We start from the raw sequence: 20,118 nt of genomic DNA on the forward strand, positions 1-20,118 counted from the left end.
ACTTAACACAACGATAATAACTGTTTCAAAACTCAAATATTTTGTTGAAATTTGCACCCAACAAACAAAAGTTTATGGCGAAAGCAAAAACAGCAAAAGAGTCGTTAGCAGTAATGACAAACTTGGTTTTACCGAATGAAACCAACAATTTAGGAAACATGTTTGGAGGCGAATTATTGGCTTCTATGGACAGAATTTCTTCTATTTCTGCGAAAATGCATGGTGGAAGTTTTTTGGTTGTAACAGCAAGTGTTAATCACGTTGCGTTTAACATTCCGATTCCGATGGGAAGTACGGTGAAGTTAGAATCTAAGGTAACTCGCGCATTCAAATCATCGATGGAAGTTTATGTTGATGTTTACGTTTACGATTACGAAAATTGTGTTTATAACCAAACAAACAGTGGTATTTACACATTTGTGGCCGTTGACAATGATAATAAACCTGTTCAAGTTCCTGAATTAATTCCAGAATCTGAACAAGAAATCGAACGTTATGAAGCTGCTTTGCGTCGTAAACAATTAAGTTTGATTTTGGCGGGAAGAATGAATCCTGCTGATGCACACGAATTGAAATCGTTATTTATAGCAGAATAAAATAAAAAAGTCGAAACAATGTTTCGACTTTTTTATTGATATAATTTTTTAACCTTTTCCTGCTAAACGATCCACCACATATTCTATTTGTGTTTTCCCGTGCGGTTTAGGTTTTCCTTCTGCGTCTAAATTTACCATTGTAATTCGATCGACTGTAATAATGGTTTCATGCGTCATTTTGTTACGTACTTCACATTGTAAAACCAATGAAGTTGTTCCAAATTTCACCACCTCAATTCCTATTTCCACAATATCACCTTCACGAGCCGAAGCCATAAAGTTGATTTCAGACATATATTTGGTTACAACATGCGAATTTTCTAATTGCACAATGCTATATAACGCCGCTTCTTCATCAATCCAAGCCAAAAGCTTTCCTCCAAAAAGTGTTTTATTTGGATTAAGATCTTCCGGTTTTACCCATTTACGAGTGTGAAATTTCATAGTTCTCTGTTTTAAGTTCTTGTTTATTTTCTGTTGCCAAATGATTCGCATCCGAAATAAACTTGACTAAATTTACAGCATATTTTCCATCTAACAAAGATTCATTATGACGGATTAACGCATCAGAAATTTCGGCAATGGCGTTGGGATGAAAATTCTTTTGTTCAGTAGAAATTTTGTTTGAACAACACACATTTTTTAAATCAGAATAAATCATTTGATTAAGATATTGATCTCCAATCTTAATTGTTCCTTTTTCTCCAATAAGCGTGATATTACTTTCGAAATTTTTATTGAAAACTGATGTTGTATAAATCATATGTCCGATTGCTCCATCAGCAGTAAAATCAACACAACCCGAATCATCAAATTCTGTCACTTCTTGATGTGTAAAATTGAAACTTTTTGAATTTGTACAAATTACCTCATCAAACCAAAAATTCATGATATCAACAAAATGTGAAAATTGAGTAAATAAAACACCTCCGTCCATTTTTTGGTTTCCGTGCCATTCACGCAACTTATAATAATTCTTATTACGATTCCAATAGCAATTAATATTCACCATGAAAACTTTTCCTAACGAATTATTGTCAATCAAATTCTTTACATATTGCACAACTGGAGAAAAACGAAGTTGCATTGAAGAAAAAACTCTAAGTTTCTTTTCGTCGGCAACTTTCAGTATTTCAGTAATATCTTCTACTGTTAATGCAATTGGTTTTTCAATCAAAACATTTTTTCCAGCTTTTAAGCAACGAATCGCATGTTCACGGTGCAAACCATTTGGCGTAGCAATCACAACAACATCCGTCTCTTGATCTTCGTTCAGAAAACTTTCAAGTGTTGAATAACCTTTGAAAGGCAAATCTTCTGGTAAATTGAAATCAATCACCGAAATTAATTGCGCGTTTTCCGTTTCCTCTATCGCTTGTTGATGTACACGTCCAATATGACCGTAGCCTAAAATGGAAAAATTCTTCATTGAATTTATTTAATAATTTTTTCTAATATCTTTTGAGTGATTAGATATGTTGGTTTTACACCTGTTAATCCTAAACCTCCAGAAGCCAATGTACTTCCTGTTTCTAACGGATTATCTGAAGCGTAATATGCGTACATTACTTTAACATCTTTATCGATGTGATGTCTAATTTTTGACGCAACCTGAATCGCTTTTTGGTAATGCGCACCTTCCATTTCTAATCCAATCGCTTGGAAAGACGAATTTTTGAAATATTCTAAAACGTCTTTATTTTGCAACGATGTTCCTAAAACCGAAATCATTGGTCCTTCGTAAACACCTAAACCTTGACCTTCGAAATCTGCAGCAGTTAATTCGTTATCAAAAACATAATTATCTGTAGTTCCTTCGAAAACATGCGCTGTAGCAATCATAATATCACCTTTATTTCCTTCTAAAATTCCGGCTTTACCCATAATCGCAACAGATTTTACATTCATTTTGAATTTTACATCTCCAACTTTGTATGGTTTCAACAACTCATCCATCGCTTCAAATGCTTGCTCACCAAAAGCATAATCCATCACAATAATCACCTCATTGTTCTTATCTTTTGCGTAAGAAAATGCTGAATTTGCAATGTTTACTTTAGATAAATCAATAATTTGAACATCGATATTTGTTCCTGATTGATCTTTGATATAAACTAAACCATTTTGTTGAGTGTATTCATTTAACGAATCGCGCAACATTTTGTTGTTTGCCGCACTTAAATCTTCGTAAATTTCTACTCCATCATTTTTGTATTTTCTTTTCAATCCATCATATGCATACAACATGTTCGAAACACTGTGCATATTAGCAGAAATGATATGAATGTTTTTATCTTGAAGATTATTTTCGAATAATACACGTTTGATTTCATTCGCCCATTTTTCTCCAATCATATGGTGACCTATCGATTCACGTAAAGTTGATGTAAATGTAATTTCACGTTTCTTAGTTCCGATACGATCTTGTTGACTTGTGTATCCCATCCAATAAACTACACGGAAAAAATAATCTTTGTCGTCTGCTTTACTGAAATAATGATGAATTTCTTGTGTTTCTTCAAACGTTCTTCCTAAAATAGTCGATAAATGCATCAAAGCAACTTCACGTTCTTTTCGAGAAATTTCAACTTCATTGAATACAACATTTTCGATAAATTCCCACGCTCTACTTTTAGAAAGTGTTTCGTTACTGAATGCTCTATTTCTGATTTTATCCGCCTCATTGTATAAAAACGTTAAGTGGGTCAACACATCATAGATATCAGAACGACCGCGAGATATTTCGATATTCATTTGATCATCATCAATTCTATAGCAAAAACGACGACGTTTTGCAGGAATAATTGGTGTAAAAATAGAACGATCATAGCCTTCGTCAGATGTAAAAGACACATAAGGTGTTTCTACGATTCCTTCTGGTAAACGATCTAAAACATACATTAATCCACTTAATTCTACTTTGTTTGGATCTGTCATTGATCCGTAGATTTCTGGATTAATTTCGAATAATAAATTTCTTAATATTTTTCCAGGTGCTCCAGATGGGCGGTACACTCCTCTATGAAATAAATGACGCATAGAGATATATAATCTTTCAATAGCGTCAGTAGATCTTCTTGCTCTTGTTATTGACATAATAATTTTTTTTACTTTTTTTGGTTGTTTAATTCTTGTTGAATGGCCATTAATTCATCGTACCATTCTTGTCCAAATTTTCGGACTAACGAATCTTTTGCAAATGTTGCAACATTCACTTTCAATTCTTTTCCTAAGGTACAAGCATCCGAGCAGATATCCCATACATCATAGTTAACAGAAGTGAAATTTGAATATTCCTTAACACGAACTGGATACAAATGACAAGAAATCGGTTTTTTGTAATCGACCTTTCCGTCTTCGTATGCTTTTTCAATTCCACATTTTGAAAAACCATTTTCTTCGAAAACTAAATAAGCACATTCGCGATTATTGACTAATGGAGTTACCCAATCGCCATCAGTATCCATTGTGTACTTACCTTCTTGCTCAATCACCGCAATTCCTTCGGGACGCAAATAAGGTTTTACATCTTCATAAATATCGTCTAATACAGTTAGTTCGTCATCATTCAAAGGCGCTCCTGCGTCACCTTCTACACAACAAATCCCTTTACATTTGTTCAGATTACAAACAAAATCTTCATTTAGTAGTTCTTCAGATACAAGGGTTTTTCCTATTTGGAACATGTTACATTAAATTTTGTAACATGCAAAGGTACGGAAAATTCCTCAGAAAAATGTAATTTTGTAAAAGAATAATGGATAATCTACTTTCAAAAATCAATCATCCTAAGGAACTTAGGACTTTTGAAGCGTCTCAATTAACTGCTTTAGCTCACGAGATGCGCGAGTTTATTTTGGATACTTTGAGTGTAAAACCAGGACATCTAGGTGCTAGTTTGGGTGTGATTGAGTTAACGATTGCATTACATTATCACTACAATACACCTAAAGATTTGTTGATTTGGGATGTAGGTCATCAATGTTATCCGCATAAAATTTTGACAGGTCGTCAAAAAATTTTTGATTCGTTACGTCAAAAAAATGGTATTTCTGGTTTTCCAACGCGTATAGAAAGTGAGTTTGACACATTCGGAACAGGACATTCTTCTACCTCTATTTCAGCAATTGTTGGGATGGCAACTGCGGATAAAATTAATCAAATCAATAGAAAACATATTGCGATTATTGGTGATGCATCGATTACTTCTGGAATGAGTTTGGAAGCTTTGAATCATCTTGGATCGACAGATTTGGATGTTTTAGTGATTCTGAATGATAATGATATCGGAATTGATCCTTCGGTTGGTGGTTTGAAAAAACATTTTAAATCATTAGAAAATCAATCCGAAAATATCTTTACCAATTTCAGTTTAAATTTTATTGGAACAATTGATGGACACAATTTTGATGAATTATTGAATGCTTTCAATAAAGCTGATTCAATCAAAGGTCCGAAAGTTTTACACATCAAAACAATAAAAGGAAAAGGTTACGAACAAGCCGAAATCGATCAAGTAAAATGGCATGCTCCAGGTTTGTTTGATAAAGAAACGGGCGAAATAAAATCAAAGAAAAAAGAAAAATCGTATCAAGATGTTTTTGGTGAAACCATGCATCAATTACTTGAAGATAACTCACAAATCGTTGCGATAACGCCTGCAATGTTAACAGGAAGTAATTTGGTGAAATGTCATCAAGATTTTCCTGAACGTGTTTTTGATGTCGGGATTGCAGAACAACATGCGGTGACGTTTGCAGCTGGTCTGGCGACGCAAAATACCATTCCGTATTGTGTGATTTATTCGACATTTTTACAACGTGCATACGACCAAGTCATTCACGATGTAGCTTTGCAGAATCTACCTGTTGTATTTTGTATTGATCGTGCAGGATTCGTTGGTACAGATGGCGCGACGCATCATGGTTATTTTGATATTGCATATTTGCGCGAAATTCCGAATATGATTGTGTCTTCGCCTCGAAACGAAAAAGATTTCAAAAATCTATTGTACACAGCACAATTTACAACTCAACCTTTTGCGATTCGTTATCCAAAAAATAATATCAAAACAAATGATTCTAAAGTCGAAAAAATAGAAATCGGTCAATCTGAAATTATTTTTGAAGGAAATAAATTAGCGATTCTTTCAACTGGATTGATAAGTTCTCGAATCGAAGAAATTATCATCCAAAATCATCTTCAAGATAAAGTCGCTTTGATTGATTTTCCGTTTATCAAACCTTTAGATGAATCTCGCTTAAAAGCTATTTCATTAAAATATTCTATCATTCTAACTTTTGAAGATGGAATCAAAAAAGGTGGTTTCGGAAGTGAAATTTTAGAGTTTTTGAATACTCTTCATTACAAAGGAAATATCACAACTAATGGATATCTAGATGAATTTATTGAACATGCTTCAATTTCTGAATTAGAACAAATGGTTGGTTTAGATGATTCATCAATATTGGAAATGATAAAAAGTTATTTATAATGGAAAACGAATATTTCAAAAATGCTTTAGATCTTTTTTTATTTGGTTTAGGAACTTTTATTTTTTCAATCTTATTCCACAATCCATTTAAAAAGAAAGAAATAAACCCCGATTTTCGTTTTGGTTTAGAAGAAAAAGAAAGATTAGAATATAGTAATGAACAATTAAGAAGAATAAATAACACAAGAATTAAAGGAATATATATTATTGGATTTCTCCTTATAATTTCTTCTATTATTTATTTGATTTTAGGAATTATTGAATATTTTTAAACTTCATAATTTTCGGTACGAGAGTTGTTATATCTTTCTCTAATTTATAAACACAACAACAATGAAAAAAATAATCGGTTTATCTTTTATAGCAGTATTGTTAACATTGCAATCTTGCGGTACAACAAGAAATATGCAAGAATTCTACACAAAATATGACAATCAATCTACTGTAATTCCTTTACCTTCTTTTGCGTTGAAATTAGCTGGAAAAGCTGGCGGAACAGATTTATTTAATTATTTAAAATCGGCTAAAGTTTTTGTTGTTTCAGATGCAGGACAAGGAAAACAAAAAAGAATCATGAACGATTTGCAATCGTCTATGCGTGGTGAAAAATACGAAAACTTAGTAAAATTCAAAGCGAAAGATAGCCGTTTGAACATTTCATTACAAGAAGATGGAGGACGAGTTAAGAAAATGATTTTTGGAATTAACGGTTTGCGAAATGTATTGGTTATCGATTCTAAATTAGATATTCCAAGAACAGATTTAGATAAAATTTTGGATAAAGTTTCAGCTGAAGATATTGCAGATTTAGCAGATATTTTGAAATAATATAAGAAGCCAGCTAATTTGCTGGCTTTTTCTTTTGAAATTACTTTGTAACTTTGTCGCATGAGTGGAAAATTATATTTGGTTCCGACGCCAATCGGAAATTTGGGAGATATGACATTTAGAGCGGTTGATGTGCTAAAAGAATCGGATGTGATTTTGGCAGAAGACACGCGAAATAGTGGTATTTTACTGAAACATTTCGAAATTTCTACTCCAATGCGTAGCTATCACATGCACAATGAGCATCAAGCAACTGAGGATATTATTCGTCAGTTAAAAGATGGACAAATCATTTCAATTATTACAGATGCCGGAACTCCAGGTATTTCTGACCCAGGTTATTTGTTAGCCAAAGAATGTGTGGCAAATAATATTGTGATCGAATGTTTACCAGGCGCAACCGCTTTTGTTCCTGCATTAGTTGTTTCTGGATTACCAAATAACGAATTCACTTTTGTTGGATTTTTACCTGTAAAAAAAGGAAGAAAATCTAAATTAGATTCATTGTTAGAAGAAAAGAAAACGATGATTTTCTACGAATCTCCACATAAAATTGGACGTACTTTGAAAGATTTAGCCGAAACTTTTGGAGCTGAACGCAAAGCAAGTTTATCACGCGAAATCTCGAAAAAATTTGAAGAAACTTTACGTGGAACATTAACTGAATTAGCCGAAATAGCCGAAAAAAGAAATTTGAAAGGTGAAATGGTTTTAGTTGTAGAAGGAAATCATTAATCGTTGAAACGAATATCTTTTATATTCAATTGCCAAGTTCCTTTTCCTTGCCAATAATTCATTCCGATTGTGTAAACCATATCAAATGATTGTCCTTTCTCTAATTTTGGTCCAAATTTCCCTAATTTGAAACCAATCGCAGGAAACGTAATACGTGTATCGCGCTGATGTACGTACAAACGTGCGTGCTCTTTACCAACTAATCGGAAATCGGTTGCCAATAAATCCTTCGAAATAAAAACAGGATTCATATTATCTGGTCCAAAAGGCGCCATTCGCATCACCGATTCTAAGAAAGAACGCGTCATATCGTTAAAAGAAATCTCTTTATCAATCAAAATTGATGGCGTAAAATGTTTTCCATTCGACATTTCTTTCACTGTTTGATCAAATCTAATCTTGAATTCTTCGAAATTTTCTTCTTTCATTGCTAAACCAGCTGCAGCCATATGTCCACCAAACTGTGTTAGCAAATCTTTGTTTTTTTCGATTGCCGAATGTATATCGAACTCTTGAATAGAGCGAGCCGAACCTACAATTTCGCCTTCATTATTCTTTGTACAAACAATAGTTGGTTTATAATACAAATCGACCAAACGAGAAGCTACAATTCCGATTACACCTTTATTCCAAGACGCATCGTAAACAATGGTCGAATATTTTTCTTTGGTATTGATTTGATCTAATTGAAAAAGTGCATCATGCGTCATATCAAGATCCAAGGTTTTACGTTCATTATTTAATGAATTAATATCATTCAAATATTTACGGCAATCCTCTTCATCTGTACTCAACATAAAACGAACCGCTTCCGAACCATGTTTTATACGACCTGCAGCATTAATTTTTGGAGCAATAGAAAAAACAACATTCGAAATATTGACATTATTTTTAATATTAGTCGGAATTAATTGCTGAAAAGCCAAACGAGGATCTGAATTTAATCGTTTCAAGCCAGCATAAGCCAACACACGATTTTCTCCTGTAATCGGAACAATATCAGCCGCAATACTTACTGCAACTAAATCTAAAAGTGGTAAAAGATTTTCTTTCGGAAGATTAAATTTCTCTGTATAAGCTTGCACCAATTTAAACCCAACGCCACAACCGCTCAAATCTTTGTAAGGATAACGACAACCCTTTTGTTTCGGATCTAAAACAGCGTACGCTTTTGGCACAGAACGATCTGGTAAATGGTGATCACAAATAATATAATCTATGCCTTTTGATTGGGCATATTTTATTTCTTCGTGTGCTTTTATTCCACAGTCTAAAGCAATTACAAGTGAAATATTGTTTTGTACAGCGAATTCTATACTTTGTTGAGAGATTCCATAACCTTCATTATTTCGGTCAGGAATATAAAAAAAGACTTTCGAGTAGATAGAAGTCAGAAATTCGTAAAACAAAGTTACGGCTGTTGTTCCATCTACATCGTAGTCTCCAAATATTAAGATATTTTCTTCGTCATCAATTGCATTTTTGATACGTGAAACCGCATCAGACATTCCTTTCATCAAGAAAGGATCATGCAATTCGTCTAAGGATGGATTAAAATACGATTTGGCTTGCGCAAAATTCGTAATTCCACGTTGGGCTAATAAAATAGCAAGCACCTCAGAAATGTTAAGCGATTCTCTTAAATCCTTAACAACTTCAGTATTGGGCTGTTCTTTTATTTCCCATCTTTTTTCCATCTCTTTAATTTACATATTTTTTAATTAGAGAGAAGGGTAAAGCGAATATTATTTTGATTTATTTGCTTCTTTCACGTATTTATCTAACGCCATTGTCATTGAAGGCGTTTGTGGTGTTGGCACCTCAATGTCTACACGTAATCCCATCTCTTTTGCTTGATCTACTGTCGATTTTCCGAAAACGGCAATTCTTGTATTTTCTTGCACGAAATCTGGGAAATTTTCGAATAATGATTTGATTCCTGAAGGTGTAAAAAATACTAAAATATCGTATTTTACATCAGACAAATCAGATAAATCACTCGAAACAGTTCTAAACAAAGTTGCTTTTTGCCAAGTTAATCCTAAACTATCTAGTAAAGTAGGAACATTTGGTTTTAAAACATCAGATGCTGGTAATAAAAAGTTTTCGTCTTTGTGCTTTTTAAATAAAGGCACCATATCCGCAAAAACTTTTTCTCCAATATAAATTTTACGTTTTCTGTAAACAATGTATTTCTGTAAATAGAATGCAATTGCTTCTGATTCGCAAAAATATTTCATAGAGTCAGGAACAGTAAAGCGCATTTCTTCTGCTAAACGGAAAAAATGATCAATAGCGTTTCTACTTGTAAAAATTACAGCAGTCACTTTGCTAAAGTCAATTTTTTGTTGTCTTACTTCTTTAGCGTCTATTCCGACAACTTGGATAAATGGTCTAAAATCAATTTTGATTTTATTTCTTTTTTCAATCTCGTAGTATGGCGAGTTTTCTGCCTGAGGCTTAGGTTGAGATACTAATATTGATTTAACTTTCATAGTAATTTTAGATTACTTTACCTACAATTAATAGTTTTGCTAATACCATTATAGGTAAAATTTCTAGGGTGCAAAGGTACAAAATATTATAATACCAAACTGATTTATTGTCACTTATTTGTTTTGCGTATATATGATAAATTTCGAATATTCTATTCAAAAACAACAAAATAAAGCCAATCACCATCAAGTAATCTTTGTTAATTTGTGTGTAAAAAAACAAAAAACAAATAATAAGTAAGAGTAAAACATTTTTTGCATTGACAAAACTCGAACTTTTCATAAAATATGAAACAGAACTAGATTCGTAGAAAACACGATAAAAAATTACCTCAATCATCAACCTAAAAAGCATAATCAAACTAATTACACCAAAGGTAATTCCGACACGTGAAAGATAATAAAACTTAAAATTTGGAATATGATTATATGTAATATCAAAATACGAAACCAACAACAAACTTATCAGCAAAACCGTCACACCATTGACAATAAAACTAAATAATGTCGTATTATCATCCGTAAAACTCATGTATTCGGTTTTATTATCTAGCGTTTTGAAATTTTTCGCAAACAAGTATTTTGCTGCACAAACCAATAACAAACACACCGTCAGAGCAATAAGAACAGTATCATTGCCAAGTGTATTTTTTCCTATCGAGATTAAATCGTTTGTTTTCATAATTTTTTCAAAAATACAAAAGACTAACAATCTTATAACTATCTTTATGCCCACAAAATAATATTTATGTCGGACAAATTAGTTATTATCCCGACCTACAACGAAAAAGAAAACATAGAAGCCATTATTCGTGCAGCTTTGGCTGTTGACGGAGCATTTGATGTGCTTATTGTTGACGACAGTTCTCCAGATGGAACGAATGATATTGTAAAACGTTTGATTCCTGAATGTAATGGACGTTTGCATTTAGAGATTCGTACCACAAAAGATGGTTTAGGACGCGCTTATGTTCATGGATTTAAGTGGGCTTTAGCAAATAATTACGAATATATTTTCGAAATGGATGCCGATTTTTCACACAATCCAAATGATTTACCTCGCTTATACCAAGCCTTAGCAGATGGTGCCGATTTAGCAATTGGCTCACGCTATTCTAACGGTGTAAATGTTGTGAATTGGCCAATGAACAGGGTTTTATTGTCTTATTTTGCGTCGAAATATGTGAGCATCATCACGCGACTACCTGTTCATGATGCTACAGCAGGATTTGTTGGTTATAGAGCAAACGTGTTGAAATCTTTGGATTTGGATAAAATACAGTTCAAAGGGTATGGTTTTCAGATTGAAATGAAGTATAAAACGTGGATTAAGAAATTTAAGCTAAAAGAAGTTCCGATTATTTTTACAGACAGAACTTTAGGCGAATCAAAAATTAGTTCTGATATTATTGGAGAAGCCGTTTTTGGTGTAATTTCGTTACGATTAAGAAAAATATTTGGTAAATTATGAAAAACTTGATCTTTTTATCACTGATTTTTTTGAGTATTTTTAGTTGCGCACCAAAAAATTACGACAAACCAAAAGATCTCATCAATCAATCTGAAATGATTGATATTCTTACTGATTTATATATCAGTCAACAAGGTTTGCAGATGTTTCCTACTCAAAACCAAGATCAAAGTATAGATTTAGCAAATGATGCGGTAGATATTATGAAAAGTTATGATATCACGTTTCATCAATTTTCTGAGAGCTACAAATATTATATGATGCAGCCCGAAAAATTCAAAGAAATGCTGAATGATGTGAAAAAAAATCTTGAAGATAAATTATCTGATGAAGAAAAAGAGCGTCAAAAAAATCAAAAGAATAGCTTAAATAATACTATAGAAGCAGAAAAATAACAAAAAACCTCAAGTGAATCGCTTGAGGTTTTTTGTTTGTTATAATTTACCTTATAATTATATTGTAATTTTTACAATTATTTAATTATAAACTTCTTAATCAATTAAATTTATAATCTATATTTGTATCAACTAAAAAATCCTTCTGATGCAATCTAAAAAGATAAGTAAATCAAAGAAAGTTGGATTTGGTTCGAAAACAATCAATTATAAAGACGTCGTTATCGTTTCTATTTTAATTATAATAGCTGCTTTAACCATCTTAATATTTTTGAATTCTTAACGAACAAATCCCTGTATTTATCTTAAAGGAAATCATCTTAGTTTCGCAATATTGCATAAGGTAATAACTACTCACAGGTAGTTAATAGTTGATAGATTTAAAAGCCTTTCGATAACTATTGTGAGGCTTTTTTTGTAGAAAAGTAAATGAATAAAAATAAAAAAAGCTCTAATCAATTTGATTAGAGCTTTTGAGGTTCCTAGCGGATTCGAACCGCTGTGGACGGTTTTGCAGACCGCTACCTAGCCTCTCGGTCAAGGAACCATTCCCGTTCTTTTGGACTGCAAATATAGCAATAATTTCAGAAAAAAAAAGTTTAATACGATTTTTCTAAAATAACACTCACTTTTTCTACATGCCCACCAATAGGAGGATTCAGCTTTGATAATTTTACTTTTGCATACGTAACACTCGTAAGTTCCTGACCTATACGATCTAACACTCTTTTACAAACATGTTCCAAAAGTTTTGAACGAATACCTACTTCTTCCTTCACAATTTTATTTAACGAAACATAATCCAAAGCATCAACCAATTCATCCGATTCTGTTGCTTTTGTAAAGTCAGCATGCGCTTCCAAATCAACCAAATAATCAGAACCAATGCGTGCTTCTTCATCTAAACATCCGTGATTCGAATATATTTTTATATTTTCTAAAATAATTATTCCCATAGTCCAAAGATAAAAAAAGACTTGCGTATTTCTACACAAGTCTTGTATTGTTTAATTTTTTAAACCTTATTATTTTGCAGATGCAAATCTTTCCGCAACTTTATCCCAGTTAATTACAGAGAAGAAAGCCTCAATATAATCAGGACGACGGTTTTGGTAATTTAAGTAATAAGCATGTTCCCAAACATCTAATCCTAAAACTGGAAATCCCTGTACATCAGCAACTGGCATCAAAGTAGAATCTTGATTTGGAGTTGATGTTACAACTAATTTTCCATCTTTTACGATTAACCAAGCCCATCCTGAACCAAAGCGTGTTGCAGCAGCTTTAGAAAACTCATCTTTGAAAGCTTCAAAAGATCCAAAAGCAGCGTTAATTGCATCAGAAACTTCTGCAGTTGGTTGATTAGCACCACCTGGAGTTAAAATTTCCCAGAATAAATTGTGATTGTAAAAACCACCACCATTGTTACGAACAGCTGGTTTGTCAGTTCCTTTTGCTAAAATTTCTTCGATTGTAGCGTTTGCTAAATCAGTTCCTTCAATAGCAGCATTCAAGTTATTTGTATACGCAGCATGGTGTTTGTCATGGTGAATTTCCATTGTTTTTGCGTCAATATGAGGTTCTAATGCATCAAATGCATAAGGTAATTTTGCTAATTCAAAAGCCATAATATTTATTTTTTAGATTTAATTTTCTTGTATAAAGATACACAATAACTCAACAAATATGATTCCGAAATGATAGAATTTTAACATTATTTAATAGTAAAAGCTTATTTTAGTAAAAGATTCTAAATTTTTGAAATGAAAATACTTTGGAAAATAATAAAATGGTTCATCATAATCATTTGTGTATTAATCCTAATTCTTTATGCAACAGGGAATGACTACATTTTTCGTGGCGTAAAATTAACCTATATGAAAGGTGAAAGCACTGCAAATATCAACGATTACAAAGATTTTGATAACAATGTAATTTTGGCAGGTGCACCGCGAGTTTGGCATCAACATTTAGATTATAATCAATTTCCGTTGTCAGCTAATTTCGAAAAAGAGATGAACGATTTCGGAACTGCTGGATTGGTTATTATAAAAGATAATCAAATTTTGAGCGAATATTATTTTAATGGATATGCGCAAAATGATATTACCAATTCTTTTTCGATGGCGAAAACATTCACAACAATGATGTTAGGAAAAGCGATTGAGCAAGGTTATATCAAAAGTTTAGATCAAAAAATAACAGATTTCATTCCCGAATTTAAAGATGATAAATTTGGAGCTGAATGTACAGTTGGTGATTTATCTGCTATGACATCTGGTTATGATTGGGACGAAGATTATTATTTTCCGCTCAATCCTACTGCAAAAGCGTATTACGGCGATGATATCGTTAAACAAATGTTAGATCGAAAATTTGTTTCTCAACCTGGCGGACATTTCAAATATCAATCGAGTGACACTCAATTATTAGGAATTGTGATTGAACGCGCGTTAAAAAGTAAATCGTTATCACAATATTTTCAAGAAGAATTTTGGCAGCCTATGGGTATGGAATTAGATGCGCAATGGTCGAAAGATAATCCGAAAGGAATGGAGAAAACCTATTGTTGCTTCAATGCGACAGCTCGAGATTTTGCCAAACTTGGACAATTATTATTGAATGATGGAAATTGGTACGGAAAACAAATTTTGGATTCAACATTTGTTCAGAAAATGGTTTTACCAAACAAAAAAGCATTCGGACCAAATGAACCGCAAATTTATGGTTATTCAGTTTGGATGGATTACAATTACAAAACGCCTTTTTATGCGATGCTAGGACATTTAGGACAACGTATCATTGTAATTCCTTCAGAAAAATTAGTTGTAGTTCGAACTGGAAAAACGCATAATGATCAGCCAAATAATCGTCCAATTGCAGATGGTGATGTTTATCGATTGGTAGACGAAGCGATGAGAATTAATCAAAAAGTGAAAGAAAATGATCCAACGAATTCCATACAGTAAAATATTATTTTTAGACATCGAAACGGTTCCACAAACCGATGATTGGAATCTTTTGTCTGAAAGAACACAAGCGCTTTGGGAAAAGAAAACAGCTTATCAACGCAATAATAATGAAGTTTCTCCTGAAGAATTTTACCACGAACGCGCTGGAATTATGGCTGAATTCGGGAAAATAGTCTGTATTTCGGTCGGAATTGTTGTCAAAGATTCTTTTATTCACATCAAAAGTTTTTATGGACATGATGAGAAAAAATTGTTAGAAGATTTTAATTCAATGTTAATTGAAAACTTTTTCAAGCCTGATCATATTATATGTGCGCACAACGGAAAAGAATTCGATTTTCCGTACATCGCTCGCCGAATGATGATTAATCAAATTGAAATTCCAGCTATTTTGCAATTATTTGGTAAAAAACCATGGGAAGTTCAGCATTTAGACACAATGGAGTTATGGAAATTTGGTGATTACAAGAACTTTACATCATTAGATTTATTGGCAAATGTTTTCGAAATTCCTACTCCGAAAGATGATATCGATGGTTCGCAAGTTGCGCGTGTATATTACGATGAAAACAATGTAGAACGCATCAAAGATTATTGTGAAAAAGATGTTGTAACCTTGATTAATGTTTTCAGGAAAATGCGCTACGATCAACCTTTACAACGAAAAGAAGATTTATAAAAACAAAAAATCCGCTATAAAGCGGATTTTTTTGTTTTTATATTTAATGATTAATTTTCATCATCTTCCGCAGAATCTGGTTCATCGCGGAAGTTTTCAATCAATTCATCTTTCACTTTCAATTGTACTTGTTCAACAGAGTTTCGGTACATTTTGATAATTGTTCCTGTATATTCTTCCAAATCAATCAAATCTCCTTCCGTTAATTCCTTATCAGGATAACATTCAGAAATCAATCCAGCCAACGTATCATAATGTTCGCTTTCTTCGAATCTAAACGGCACTAAACGATTAATATCGCTTATTGCATTGTGTGCATTTATATTATAAACACCTTCAGAAACACGAGAAACAATAGGATCTTCGTTATCATATTCGTCTTGAATTTCTCCAACCAATTCCTCCAAGATATCTTCCATCGAAACAATCCCTGCAACTTCACCAACTTCATTTGTTACAATTGCAATTTGCATATGTTTTTTCTGAAATTGTTTCATTACATTTTTAATCAACGCATTTTCTGAAATAAAAATTGGCTCACGCAACAATCCTTCAATTTCAGTTTGATTTGGATTTTCTAACAATTGCTTGATTAAATCTTTTGCGTAAATGACACCTTTTATATTATCAAATTCTTCTTCGTAAACTGGATAACGCGAATAACCTTCGTTAATCGCATAATCTAATGCATCTTTTACAGAAGTATTAATATTAATTGCAGAAACATTTTTTCGTAAAGTTTGAATATTCATCACACGACGATCATCAAACTCAAACACATTTTGAATTAAATTACGCTCAGACTCCTCAATAGCTCCACCTTCAGAACTCTCTGTAATAATCATTTTCAACTCTTCTTCTGTGTGAATTTCACCTCCATGAATAGGATGAATTCCAATCGCACGAAGAATTACATTTGCCAAACCATTCATTAACACAATAAGCGGTTTGAAAACAAAATAAAATGCTCGAAGTGGCCAAGCTACTGTAAATGTAGTTTTCGTTGGATACTGAATTGCGATAGATTTTGGTGCTAATTCACCAAAAACAATGTGCAAAATAGTAATGATAACGAAAGCTGCTGGAAACGCAACATTATGCGCAATCGCTGTCCATGAAGGAGAAGTTAAACCAACTACTTCAAAAAGTTTTACGATTACAGGCGTTAAAGAGCTTTCTCCAACCCAACCAAGACCAAGCGAAGCTAATGTAATACCTAACTGTGTTGCGGCAAGATAAGAGTCTAAATGATTAACGATTCGTTTTGCAGCATTTGAAGTTCTTTCGTTAATATCTTGATTAACTTCAATTTGTGACGAACGTACTTTTACAATTGCAAACTCGGCTGCAACGAAAAAACCATTTAATAAAACAAGGAAAATTGTAAGCAAAAGTTTTGCTACAGAAATTTCATCGGCGACATTGTGATTAGCGACTAAAAACAATGTCGAAATCTGGGAGTATGTATCCATTCTTCGAATTTAAAAGACTGACTTGTTATAAGTTTTTATAAGTCAGTAAATCAATACATCTAAATTAATAAAAAAAATTAAAAATCACAACGTTTTGATTCGTAGCAAAATTACAAAATTTATAAATACAAAATCTTAGAAATTATTGATTCGAGAAAATGACTAAAAAATCACTAAATTTCCACTTCATTTACCAAGCAACAATTTGCCATGCAAAAGCAAGATTTACATTATATTATCGAAGTCAAAAATTTATCAATTTCTTTTGGAGATAAACAAGTTCTGAATAACATCAATTTCAAAGTAGAACAAGGTGATACATTAGGAATTGTTGGAGAATCTGGCTCTGGAAAGTCGTTAACTTCATTAGCTATTATGGGTTTATTATCTCCTAATGCTACAATTCATCCCGAAAGTGAAATTCTTTTTCGTCAAGATGATAAAATGATAGATTTGCTTAAACTTTCGCCTAAAGAACTGGAAGAAATAAGAGGAAATGAAATCGGAATGATTTTTCAAGAACCAATGACTTCTCTAAATCCAAGTTTGCATTGCGGAGAACAAGTGGAGGAAGCGATTCGTTTACATCAAAATTTATCGAAAGAAGAAGCTAAAAAGAAAGTTCTTCATCTTTTTGAACAAGTAAAATTACCAAATCCCGAACGTATTTATAAAGCCTATCCGCACGAATTATCTGGTGGACAAAAGCAACGTGTAATGATTGCAATGGCGATTTCTTGCGAACCAAAATTATTGATAGCAGATGAACCAACAACTGCTTTGGACGTTACGGTACAAAAAGCGACGTTAGATTTGTTGAAAGAATTGCAAGAAAAAAATAACATGAGCATGTTGTTTATTTCTCACGATTTGGGCGTGATTGCGAATGTTTGTGAAGAAGTTTTGGTGATGTTTCGTGGTGATGTTGTGGAACAAGGAAATGTAGAAACAATTTTTAATCATCCGAAAGAAAATTATACAAAAGGATTAATTGCTTGTCGACCTCGATTGGATGAACGCGCGAAACGTTTACCTACGGTAAAAGACTTCTTAGAAAACCCAAATTTCGAAACTGAAATTTATACAGAAGAAGAGCGCAAAGCTTTTCACGAAAAAATTTATGCAAATCCTCCAATTTTAGAGGTTAAGAATTTGAAGAAATACTTCTATCCTTCGACTTTATTTGGAAATGCAATCATCCCGAATGTAAAAGCTGTCGATGATATTTCGTTCAAAGTTTATCCAGGTGAAACAATGGGTTTGGTTGGCGAGTCGGGTTCTGGAAAAACAACCTTGAGTAGAACGGTTTTGTTATTAGAAAAACCAACTGCTGGCGAAATATATTATAATGGTATAGATATTACGAAACTGAAAAAAGAGGAAATTCGTAAATTAAGAAGAGAAATTCAGATTATTTTCCAAGATCCATATTCAAGTTTGAATCCTCGACAAACCGTTGCGCAAATTATTACGGAGCCAATGCAAGTACATAAAATTGGTCAGAATAAATCGGAACGATTACAAACGGCTTCATCTCTTTTACAAAAAGTAGGTTTATCAGATCAAGATTTGAACAAATATCCGCATGAATTTTCTGGTGGGCAACGTCAACGTATCGGGATTGCTCGTGCTTTGGCTTTAAATCCTAAATTTATCATTTGTGATGAATCGGTTTCTGCGTTGGATGTTTCTGTTCAGGCGCAAGTTTTGAATTTGTTAAATGATTTGAAAACCGAATTTGGTTTTACCTATATATTTATCTCGCACGATTTGGCTGTTGTAAAATATATGAGTGATCAATTATTGGTGATGCAACATGGAGAAATGAAAGAATTGGACGATGCAGACAAGGTTTATGCGCATCCGACAACAAACTATACCAAAGAATTGATAGAAGCAATTCCAAAGCTATAAAAAGAACCCGTATAAAAGCAAAAAGCGTTTGAAGTTTATTTCCTCAAACGCTTTTTTATTGATCGCAATAAATCAATATAAACTAAACTATTTCAAAATAAAAAAGCATTCAAATCTGAATGCTTTTTTGTAGTCCCTAGGGGAATCGAACCCCTCTTTCTAGAATGAAAATCTAGTGTCCTAACCGATAGACGAAGGGACCTCCTTTCGTATTATTGTGGTGCAAAAATAAACGTTTATTTTTTATTACCAAACAATTTTCGAAAATTTTATACTATTTTTTTAATCAAGTCAAATTGTAGTCCCTAGGGGAATCGAACCCCTCTTTCTAGAATGAAAATCTAGTGTCCTAACCGATAGACGAAGGGACCACTTAATATGAATTAATTAATTCGAATATTCTTTATTTTGAATGAACGTCATTTTGTGTTGGGAGTTGTAGAAAAGTCGATGTATAATTCTAATAATTTGAACCAAGTTGAATTATACAGCGACATTTTCATTCCCGATTAATCATCTAAACATTATGATTAACCTTTACAAACAAAACACAAAAAACAATTTCCTTTACACAGTATTCTACTGGTTGTTTAAAAAATCAACAACTATGAACAAGGAAAAAAAAGATTGCAATAATGCAATCCATCTATTAATTTGTAGTCCCTAGGGGAATCGAACCCCTCTTTCTAGAATGAAAATCTAGTGTCCTAACCGATAGACGAAGGGACCACTTTTATTTTATTAAGCTAATCCCGCAATATGTTTCGCTAACTTTGATTTTAAGTTTGAAGCTTTATTCTTGTGAATAATGTTTCTTTTTGCTAACTTATCAATCATTGAAGAAACTTTTGGAAAAACTGTTTCTGCTTCATTTTTATCAGATTCAGATCTTAAAGCTTTAATAGCTGTACGAGCTGATTTGTGATAATATTTATTACGATCGCGTCTTACCGCTGATTGTCTAATTCTTTTTAATGCTGACTTATGATTTGCCATAACTTAAATCTCTTTCTATTTTAGTTCGGCAAAGATATAAACAAATATTTTATCTCGCCAAATTAATTTAA

21 protein-coding genes and 4 tRNA genes are annotated in these 20,118 nt (G+C 32.7%); 10 read left to right on the plus strand and 15 right to left on the minus strand.

From position 1 onward, the window contains the following. Window positions 1-74: 74 nt before the first annotated feature. Window positions 75-596, plus strand: coding sequence for an acyl-CoA thioesterase (locus B4A23_RS15610; protein ID WP_038336756.1), 522 nt, complete (start codon window positions 75-77; stop codon window positions 594-596). A gap of 48 nt (window positions 597-644) precedes the next feature. On the opposite strand, the gene B4A23_RS15615 is transcribed toward B4A23_RS15610, so the two are convergent. The 4 genes from B4A23_RS15615 to B4A23_RS15630 are packed head-to-tail and all read right to left on the minus strand — an operon-like array spanning window position 645 to window position 4,282. Further along, entirely contained in the window at window positions 645-1,040 is a 396-nt protein-coding gene (locus B4A23_RS15615; RefSeq protein WP_038336752.1) for an acyl-CoA thioesterase, read from the minus strand. Next, window positions 1,021-2,025: a Gfo/Idh/MocA family protein gene (locus B4A23_RS15620; RefSeq protein WP_291121290.1), complete on the minus strand. Its 1,005-nt coding sequence runs from the start codon at window positions 2,023-2,025 to the stop codon at window positions 1,021-1,023. The genes B4A23_RS15615 and B4A23_RS15620 overlap by 20 nt, the downstream gene beginning before the upstream one ends. Window positions 2,026-2,030: 5 nt before the next feature. Beyond that, on the minus strand, window positions 2,031-3,692 hold the full coding sequence (locus tag B4A23_RS15625) for a DUF6909 family protein (RefSeq protein ID WP_291121292.1): 1,662 nt from the start codon (window positions 3,690-3,692) through the stop codon (window positions 2,031-2,033). 11 nt (window positions 3,693-3,703) lie between these two features. Continuing rightward, window positions 3,704-4,282 (minus strand): DUF3109 family protein, encoded by a 579-nt coding sequence (locus B4A23_RS15630; protein ID WP_038336749.1) that lies wholly within the window; start codon window positions 4,280-4,282, stop codon window positions 3,704-3,706. 71 nt (window positions 4,283-4,353) lie between these two features. On the opposite strand from B4A23_RS15630, the gene B4A23_RS15635 reads away from it, so the two are divergent. From B4A23_RS15635 to rsmI, 4 genes are all read left to right on the plus strand, one after another. Continuing rightward, window positions 4,354-6,090 (plus strand): 1-deoxy-D-xylulose-5-phosphate synthase, encoded by a 1,737-nt coding sequence (locus tag B4A23_RS15635; protein ID WP_291121294.1) that lies wholly within the window; start codon window positions 4,354-4,356, stop codon window positions 6,088-6,090. Further along, window positions 6,090-6,362 (plus strand): hypothetical protein, encoded by a 273-nt coding sequence (locus B4A23_RS15640; protein ID WP_291121296.1) that lies wholly within the window; start codon window positions 6,090-6,092, stop codon window positions 6,360-6,362. Before B4A23_RS15635 ends, B4A23_RS15640 begins: the two co-directional genes overlap by 1 nt. Before the next feature lie 61 nt (window positions 6,363-6,423). Next, complete coding sequence (locus tag B4A23_RS15645) at window positions 6,424-6,918, plus strand: DUF4252 domain-containing protein (RefSeq protein ID WP_286486960.1); 495 nt, start codon at window positions 6,424-6,426, stop codon at window positions 6,916-6,918. A 60-nt stretch (window positions 6,919-6,978) separates the two neighbouring features. After that, window positions 6,979-7,653, plus strand: a complete 675-nt coding sequence (gene rsmI, locus B4A23_RS15650; RefSeq protein ID WP_286486958.1) for a 16S rRNA (cytidine(1402)-2'-O)-methyltransferase — start codon at window positions 6,979-6,981, stop codon at window positions 7,651-7,653. Here the strand turns inward: rsmI and recJ are convergent. From recJ to B4A23_RS15665, 3 genes are read right to left on the minus strand one after another with little or no spacing between them, the layout of a single operon-like run. Beyond that, on the minus strand, window positions 7,650-9,350 hold the full coding sequence (gene recJ / locus B4A23_RS15655) for a single-stranded-DNA-specific exonuclease RecJ (protein WP_114998194.1): 1,701 nt from the start codon (window positions 9,348-9,350) through the stop codon (window positions 7,650-7,652). The genes rsmI and recJ overlap by 4 nt on opposite strands. Before the next feature lie 48 nt (window positions 9,351-9,398). Continuing rightward, window positions 9,399-10,148, minus strand: coding sequence for a uroporphyrinogen-III synthase (locus B4A23_RS15660; RefSeq protein WP_019974792.1), 750 nt, complete (start codon window positions 10,146-10,148; stop codon window positions 9,399-9,401). A gap of 7 nt (window positions 10,149-10,155) precedes the next feature. Next, on the minus strand, window positions 10,156-10,830 hold the full coding sequence (locus B4A23_RS15665; RefSeq protein ID WP_180905712.1) for a DUF4271 domain-containing protein: 675 nt from the start codon (window positions 10,828-10,830) through the stop codon (window positions 10,156-10,158). A gap of 66 nt (window positions 10,831-10,896) precedes the next feature. On the opposite strand from B4A23_RS15665, the gene B4A23_RS15670 reads away from it, so the two are divergent. Continuing rightward, complete coding sequence (locus tag B4A23_RS15670) at window positions 10,897-11,619, plus strand: polyprenol monophosphomannose synthase (protein ID WP_286512825.1); 723 nt, start codon at window positions 10,897-10,899, stop codon at window positions 11,617-11,619. Beyond that, a complete protein-coding gene (locus tag B4A23_RS15675; protein WP_286512826.1) occupies window positions 11,616-12,014 on the plus strand; it encodes a DUF4296 domain-containing protein in 399 nt (132 codons plus the stop codon). The genes B4A23_RS15670 and B4A23_RS15675 overlap by 4 nt, the downstream gene beginning before the upstream one ends. 476 nt (window positions 12,015-12,490) lie before the next feature. Here B4A23_RS15675 and B4A23_RS15680 read toward each other — a convergent pair. The 3 genes from B4A23_RS15680 to B4A23_RS15690 all read right to left on the minus strand — a co-directional run bounded on the left by B4A23_RS15680 (window position 12,491) and on the right by B4A23_RS15690 (window position 13,642). Next, window positions 12,491-12,561 (minus strand) — tRNA-Cys (locus tag B4A23_RS15680). A gap of 52 nt (window positions 12,562-12,613) precedes the next feature. Next, window positions 12,614-12,970, minus strand: a complete 357-nt coding sequence (folB, locus tag B4A23_RS15685; RefSeq protein ID WP_286473837.1) for a dihydroneopterin aldolase — start codon at window positions 12,968-12,970, stop codon at window positions 12,614-12,616. A 69-nt stretch (window positions 12,971-13,039) separates the two neighbouring features. Then, complete coding sequence (locus tag B4A23_RS15690) at window positions 13,040-13,642, minus strand: superoxide dismutase (protein ID WP_286501497.1); 603 nt, start codon at window positions 13,640-13,642, stop codon at window positions 13,040-13,042. 135 nt (window positions 13,643-13,777) lie between these two features. Here B4A23_RS15690 and B4A23_RS15695 point away from each other — a divergent pair, with 135 nt between their 5' ends. Together B4A23_RS15695 and B4A23_RS15700 are read left to right on the plus strand one after the other, a co-directional pair. Beyond that, window positions 13,778-14,983: a serine hydrolase domain-containing protein gene (locus B4A23_RS15695; protein ID WP_291121301.1), complete on the plus strand. Its 1,206-nt coding sequence runs from the start codon at window positions 13,778-13,780 to the stop codon at window positions 14,981-14,983. Then, window positions 14,958-15,665 carry a 3'-5' exonuclease gene (locus B4A23_RS15700; protein WP_291121303.1) on the plus strand — a complete coding sequence of 236 codons (708 nt, stop codon included), beginning with the start codon at window positions 14,958-14,960 and terminating at the stop codon, window positions 15,663-15,665. Before B4A23_RS15695 ends, B4A23_RS15700 begins: the two co-directional genes overlap by 26 nt. A gap of 50 nt (window positions 15,666-15,715) precedes the next feature. Here the strand turns inward: B4A23_RS15700 and B4A23_RS15705 are convergent, their stop codons facing one another. Continuing rightward, window positions 15,716-17,137 (minus strand): hemolysin family protein, encoded by a 1,422-nt coding sequence (locus B4A23_RS15705; protein WP_180905690.1) that lies wholly within the window; start codon window positions 17,135-17,137, stop codon window positions 15,716-15,718. A gap of 177 nt (window positions 17,138-17,314) precedes the next feature. Between B4A23_RS15705 and B4A23_RS15710 the strand changes: the two genes are divergently transcribed. Further along, on the plus strand, window positions 17,315-19,051 hold the full coding sequence (locus B4A23_RS15710; protein ID WP_291121526.1) for an ABC transporter ATP-binding protein: 1,737 nt from the start codon (window positions 17,315-17,317) through the stop codon (window positions 19,049-19,051). Between the two features lie 130 nt (window positions 19,052-19,181). On the opposite strand, the gene B4A23_RS15715 is transcribed toward B4A23_RS15710, so the two are convergent. The 4 genes from B4A23_RS15715 to rpsT form a co-directional block, all read right to left on the minus strand. Continuing rightward, a tRNA-Glu gene (locus tag B4A23_RS15715) sits at window positions 19,182-19,253 on the minus strand. Between the two features lie 97 nt (window positions 19,254-19,350). Then, a tRNA-Glu gene (locus B4A23_RS15720) sits at window positions 19,351-19,422 on the minus strand. Window positions 19,423-19,708: 286 nt separating this feature from the next. Next, window positions 19,709-19,780, minus strand: a tRNA-Glu gene (locus tag B4A23_RS15725). Between the two features lie 12 nt (window positions 19,781-19,792). After that, entirely contained in the window at window positions 19,793-20,047 is a 255-nt protein-coding gene (rpsT, locus tag B4A23_RS15730; RefSeq protein ID WP_038334974.1) for a 30S ribosomal protein S20, read from the minus strand. Window positions 20,048-20,118 lie beyond the last annotated feature (71 nt).

This window comes from Empedobacter sp. UBA7248, assembly GCF_002472945.1.
Classification (GTDB): domain Bacteria; phylum Bacteroidota; class Bacteroidia; order Flavobacteriales; family Weeksellaceae; genus Empedobacter; species Empedobacter falsenii_C.

What these genes read in the sequence shown, in the direction of transcription:
- B4A23_RS15610 (WP_038336756.1), top strand. Translation starts at nt 75, where the DNA reads ATGGCGAAAGCAAAAACAGCAAAAGAGTCGTTAGCAGTAATGACAAAC.
- B4A23_RS15615 (WP_038336752.1), bottom strand. Translation starts at nt 1,040, where the DNA reads ATGAAATTTCACACTCGTAAATGGGTAAAACCGGAAGATCTTAATCCA.
- B4A23_RS15620 (WP_291121290.1), bottom strand. Translation starts at nt 2,025, where the DNA reads ATGAAGAATTTTTCCATTTTAGGCTACGGTCATATTGGACGTGTACAT.
- B4A23_RS15625 (WP_291121292.1), bottom strand. Translation starts at nt 3,692, where the DNA reads ATGTCAATAACAAGAGCAAGAAGATCTACTGACGCTATTGAAAGATTA.
- B4A23_RS15630 (WP_038336749.1), bottom strand. Translation starts at nt 4,282, where the DNA reads ATGTTCCAAATAGGAAAAACCCTTGTATCTGAAGAACTACTAAATGAA.
- B4A23_RS15635 (WP_291121294.1), top strand. Translation starts at nt 4,354, where the DNA reads ATGGATAATCTACTTTCAAAAATCAATCATCCTAAGGAACTTAGGACT.
- B4A23_RS15640 (WP_291121296.1), top strand. Translation starts at nt 6,090, where the DNA reads ATGGAAAACGAATATTTCAAAAATGCTTTAGATCTTTTTTTATTTGGT.
- B4A23_RS15645 (WP_286486960.1), top strand. Translation starts at nt 6,424, where the DNA reads ATGAAAAAAATAATCGGTTTATCTTTTATAGCAGTATTGTTAACATTG.
- rsmI (WP_286486958.1), top strand. Translation starts at nt 6,979, where the DNA reads ATGAGTGGAAAATTATATTTGGTTCCGACGCCAATCGGAAATTTGGGA.
- recJ (WP_114998194.1), bottom strand. Translation starts at nt 9,350, where the DNA reads ATGGAAAAAAGATGGGAAATAAAAGAACAGCCCAATACTGAAGTTGTT.
- B4A23_RS15660 (WP_019974792.1), bottom strand. Translation starts at nt 10,148, where the DNA reads ATGAAAGTTAAATCAATATTAGTATCTCAACCTAAGCCTCAGGCAGAA.
- B4A23_RS15665 (WP_180905712.1), bottom strand. Translation starts at nt 10,830, where the DNA reads ATGAAAACAAACGATTTAATCTCGATAGGAAAAAATACACTTGGCAAT.
- B4A23_RS15670 (WP_286512825.1), top strand. Translation starts at nt 10,897, where the DNA reads ATGTCGGACAAATTAGTTATTATCCCGACCTACAACGAAAAAGAAAAC.
- B4A23_RS15675 (WP_286512826.1), top strand. Translation starts at nt 11,616, where the DNA reads ATGAAAAACTTGATCTTTTTATCACTGATTTTTTTGAGTATTTTTAGT.
- folB (WP_286473837.1), bottom strand. Translation starts at nt 12,970, where the DNA reads ATGGGAATAATTATTTTAGAAAATATAAAAATATATTCGAATCACGGA.
- B4A23_RS15690 (WP_286501497.1), bottom strand. Translation starts at nt 13,642, where the DNA reads ATGGCTTTTGAATTAGCAAAATTACCTTATGCATTTGATGCATTAGAA.
- B4A23_RS15695 (WP_291121301.1), top strand. Translation starts at nt 13,778, where the DNA reads ATGAAAATACTTTGGAAAATAATAAAATGGTTCATCATAATCATTTGT.
- B4A23_RS15700 (WP_291121303.1), top strand. Translation starts at nt 14,958, where the DNA reads ATGATCCAACGAATTCCATACAGTAAAATATTATTTTTAGACATCGAA.
- B4A23_RS15705 (WP_180905690.1), bottom strand. Translation starts at nt 17,137, where the DNA reads ATGGATACATACTCCCAGATTTCGACATTGTTTTTAGTCGCTAATCAC.
- rpsT (WP_038334974.1), bottom strand. Translation starts at nt 20,047, where the DNA reads ATGGCAAATCATAAGTCAGCATTAAAAAGAATTAGACAATCAGCGGTA.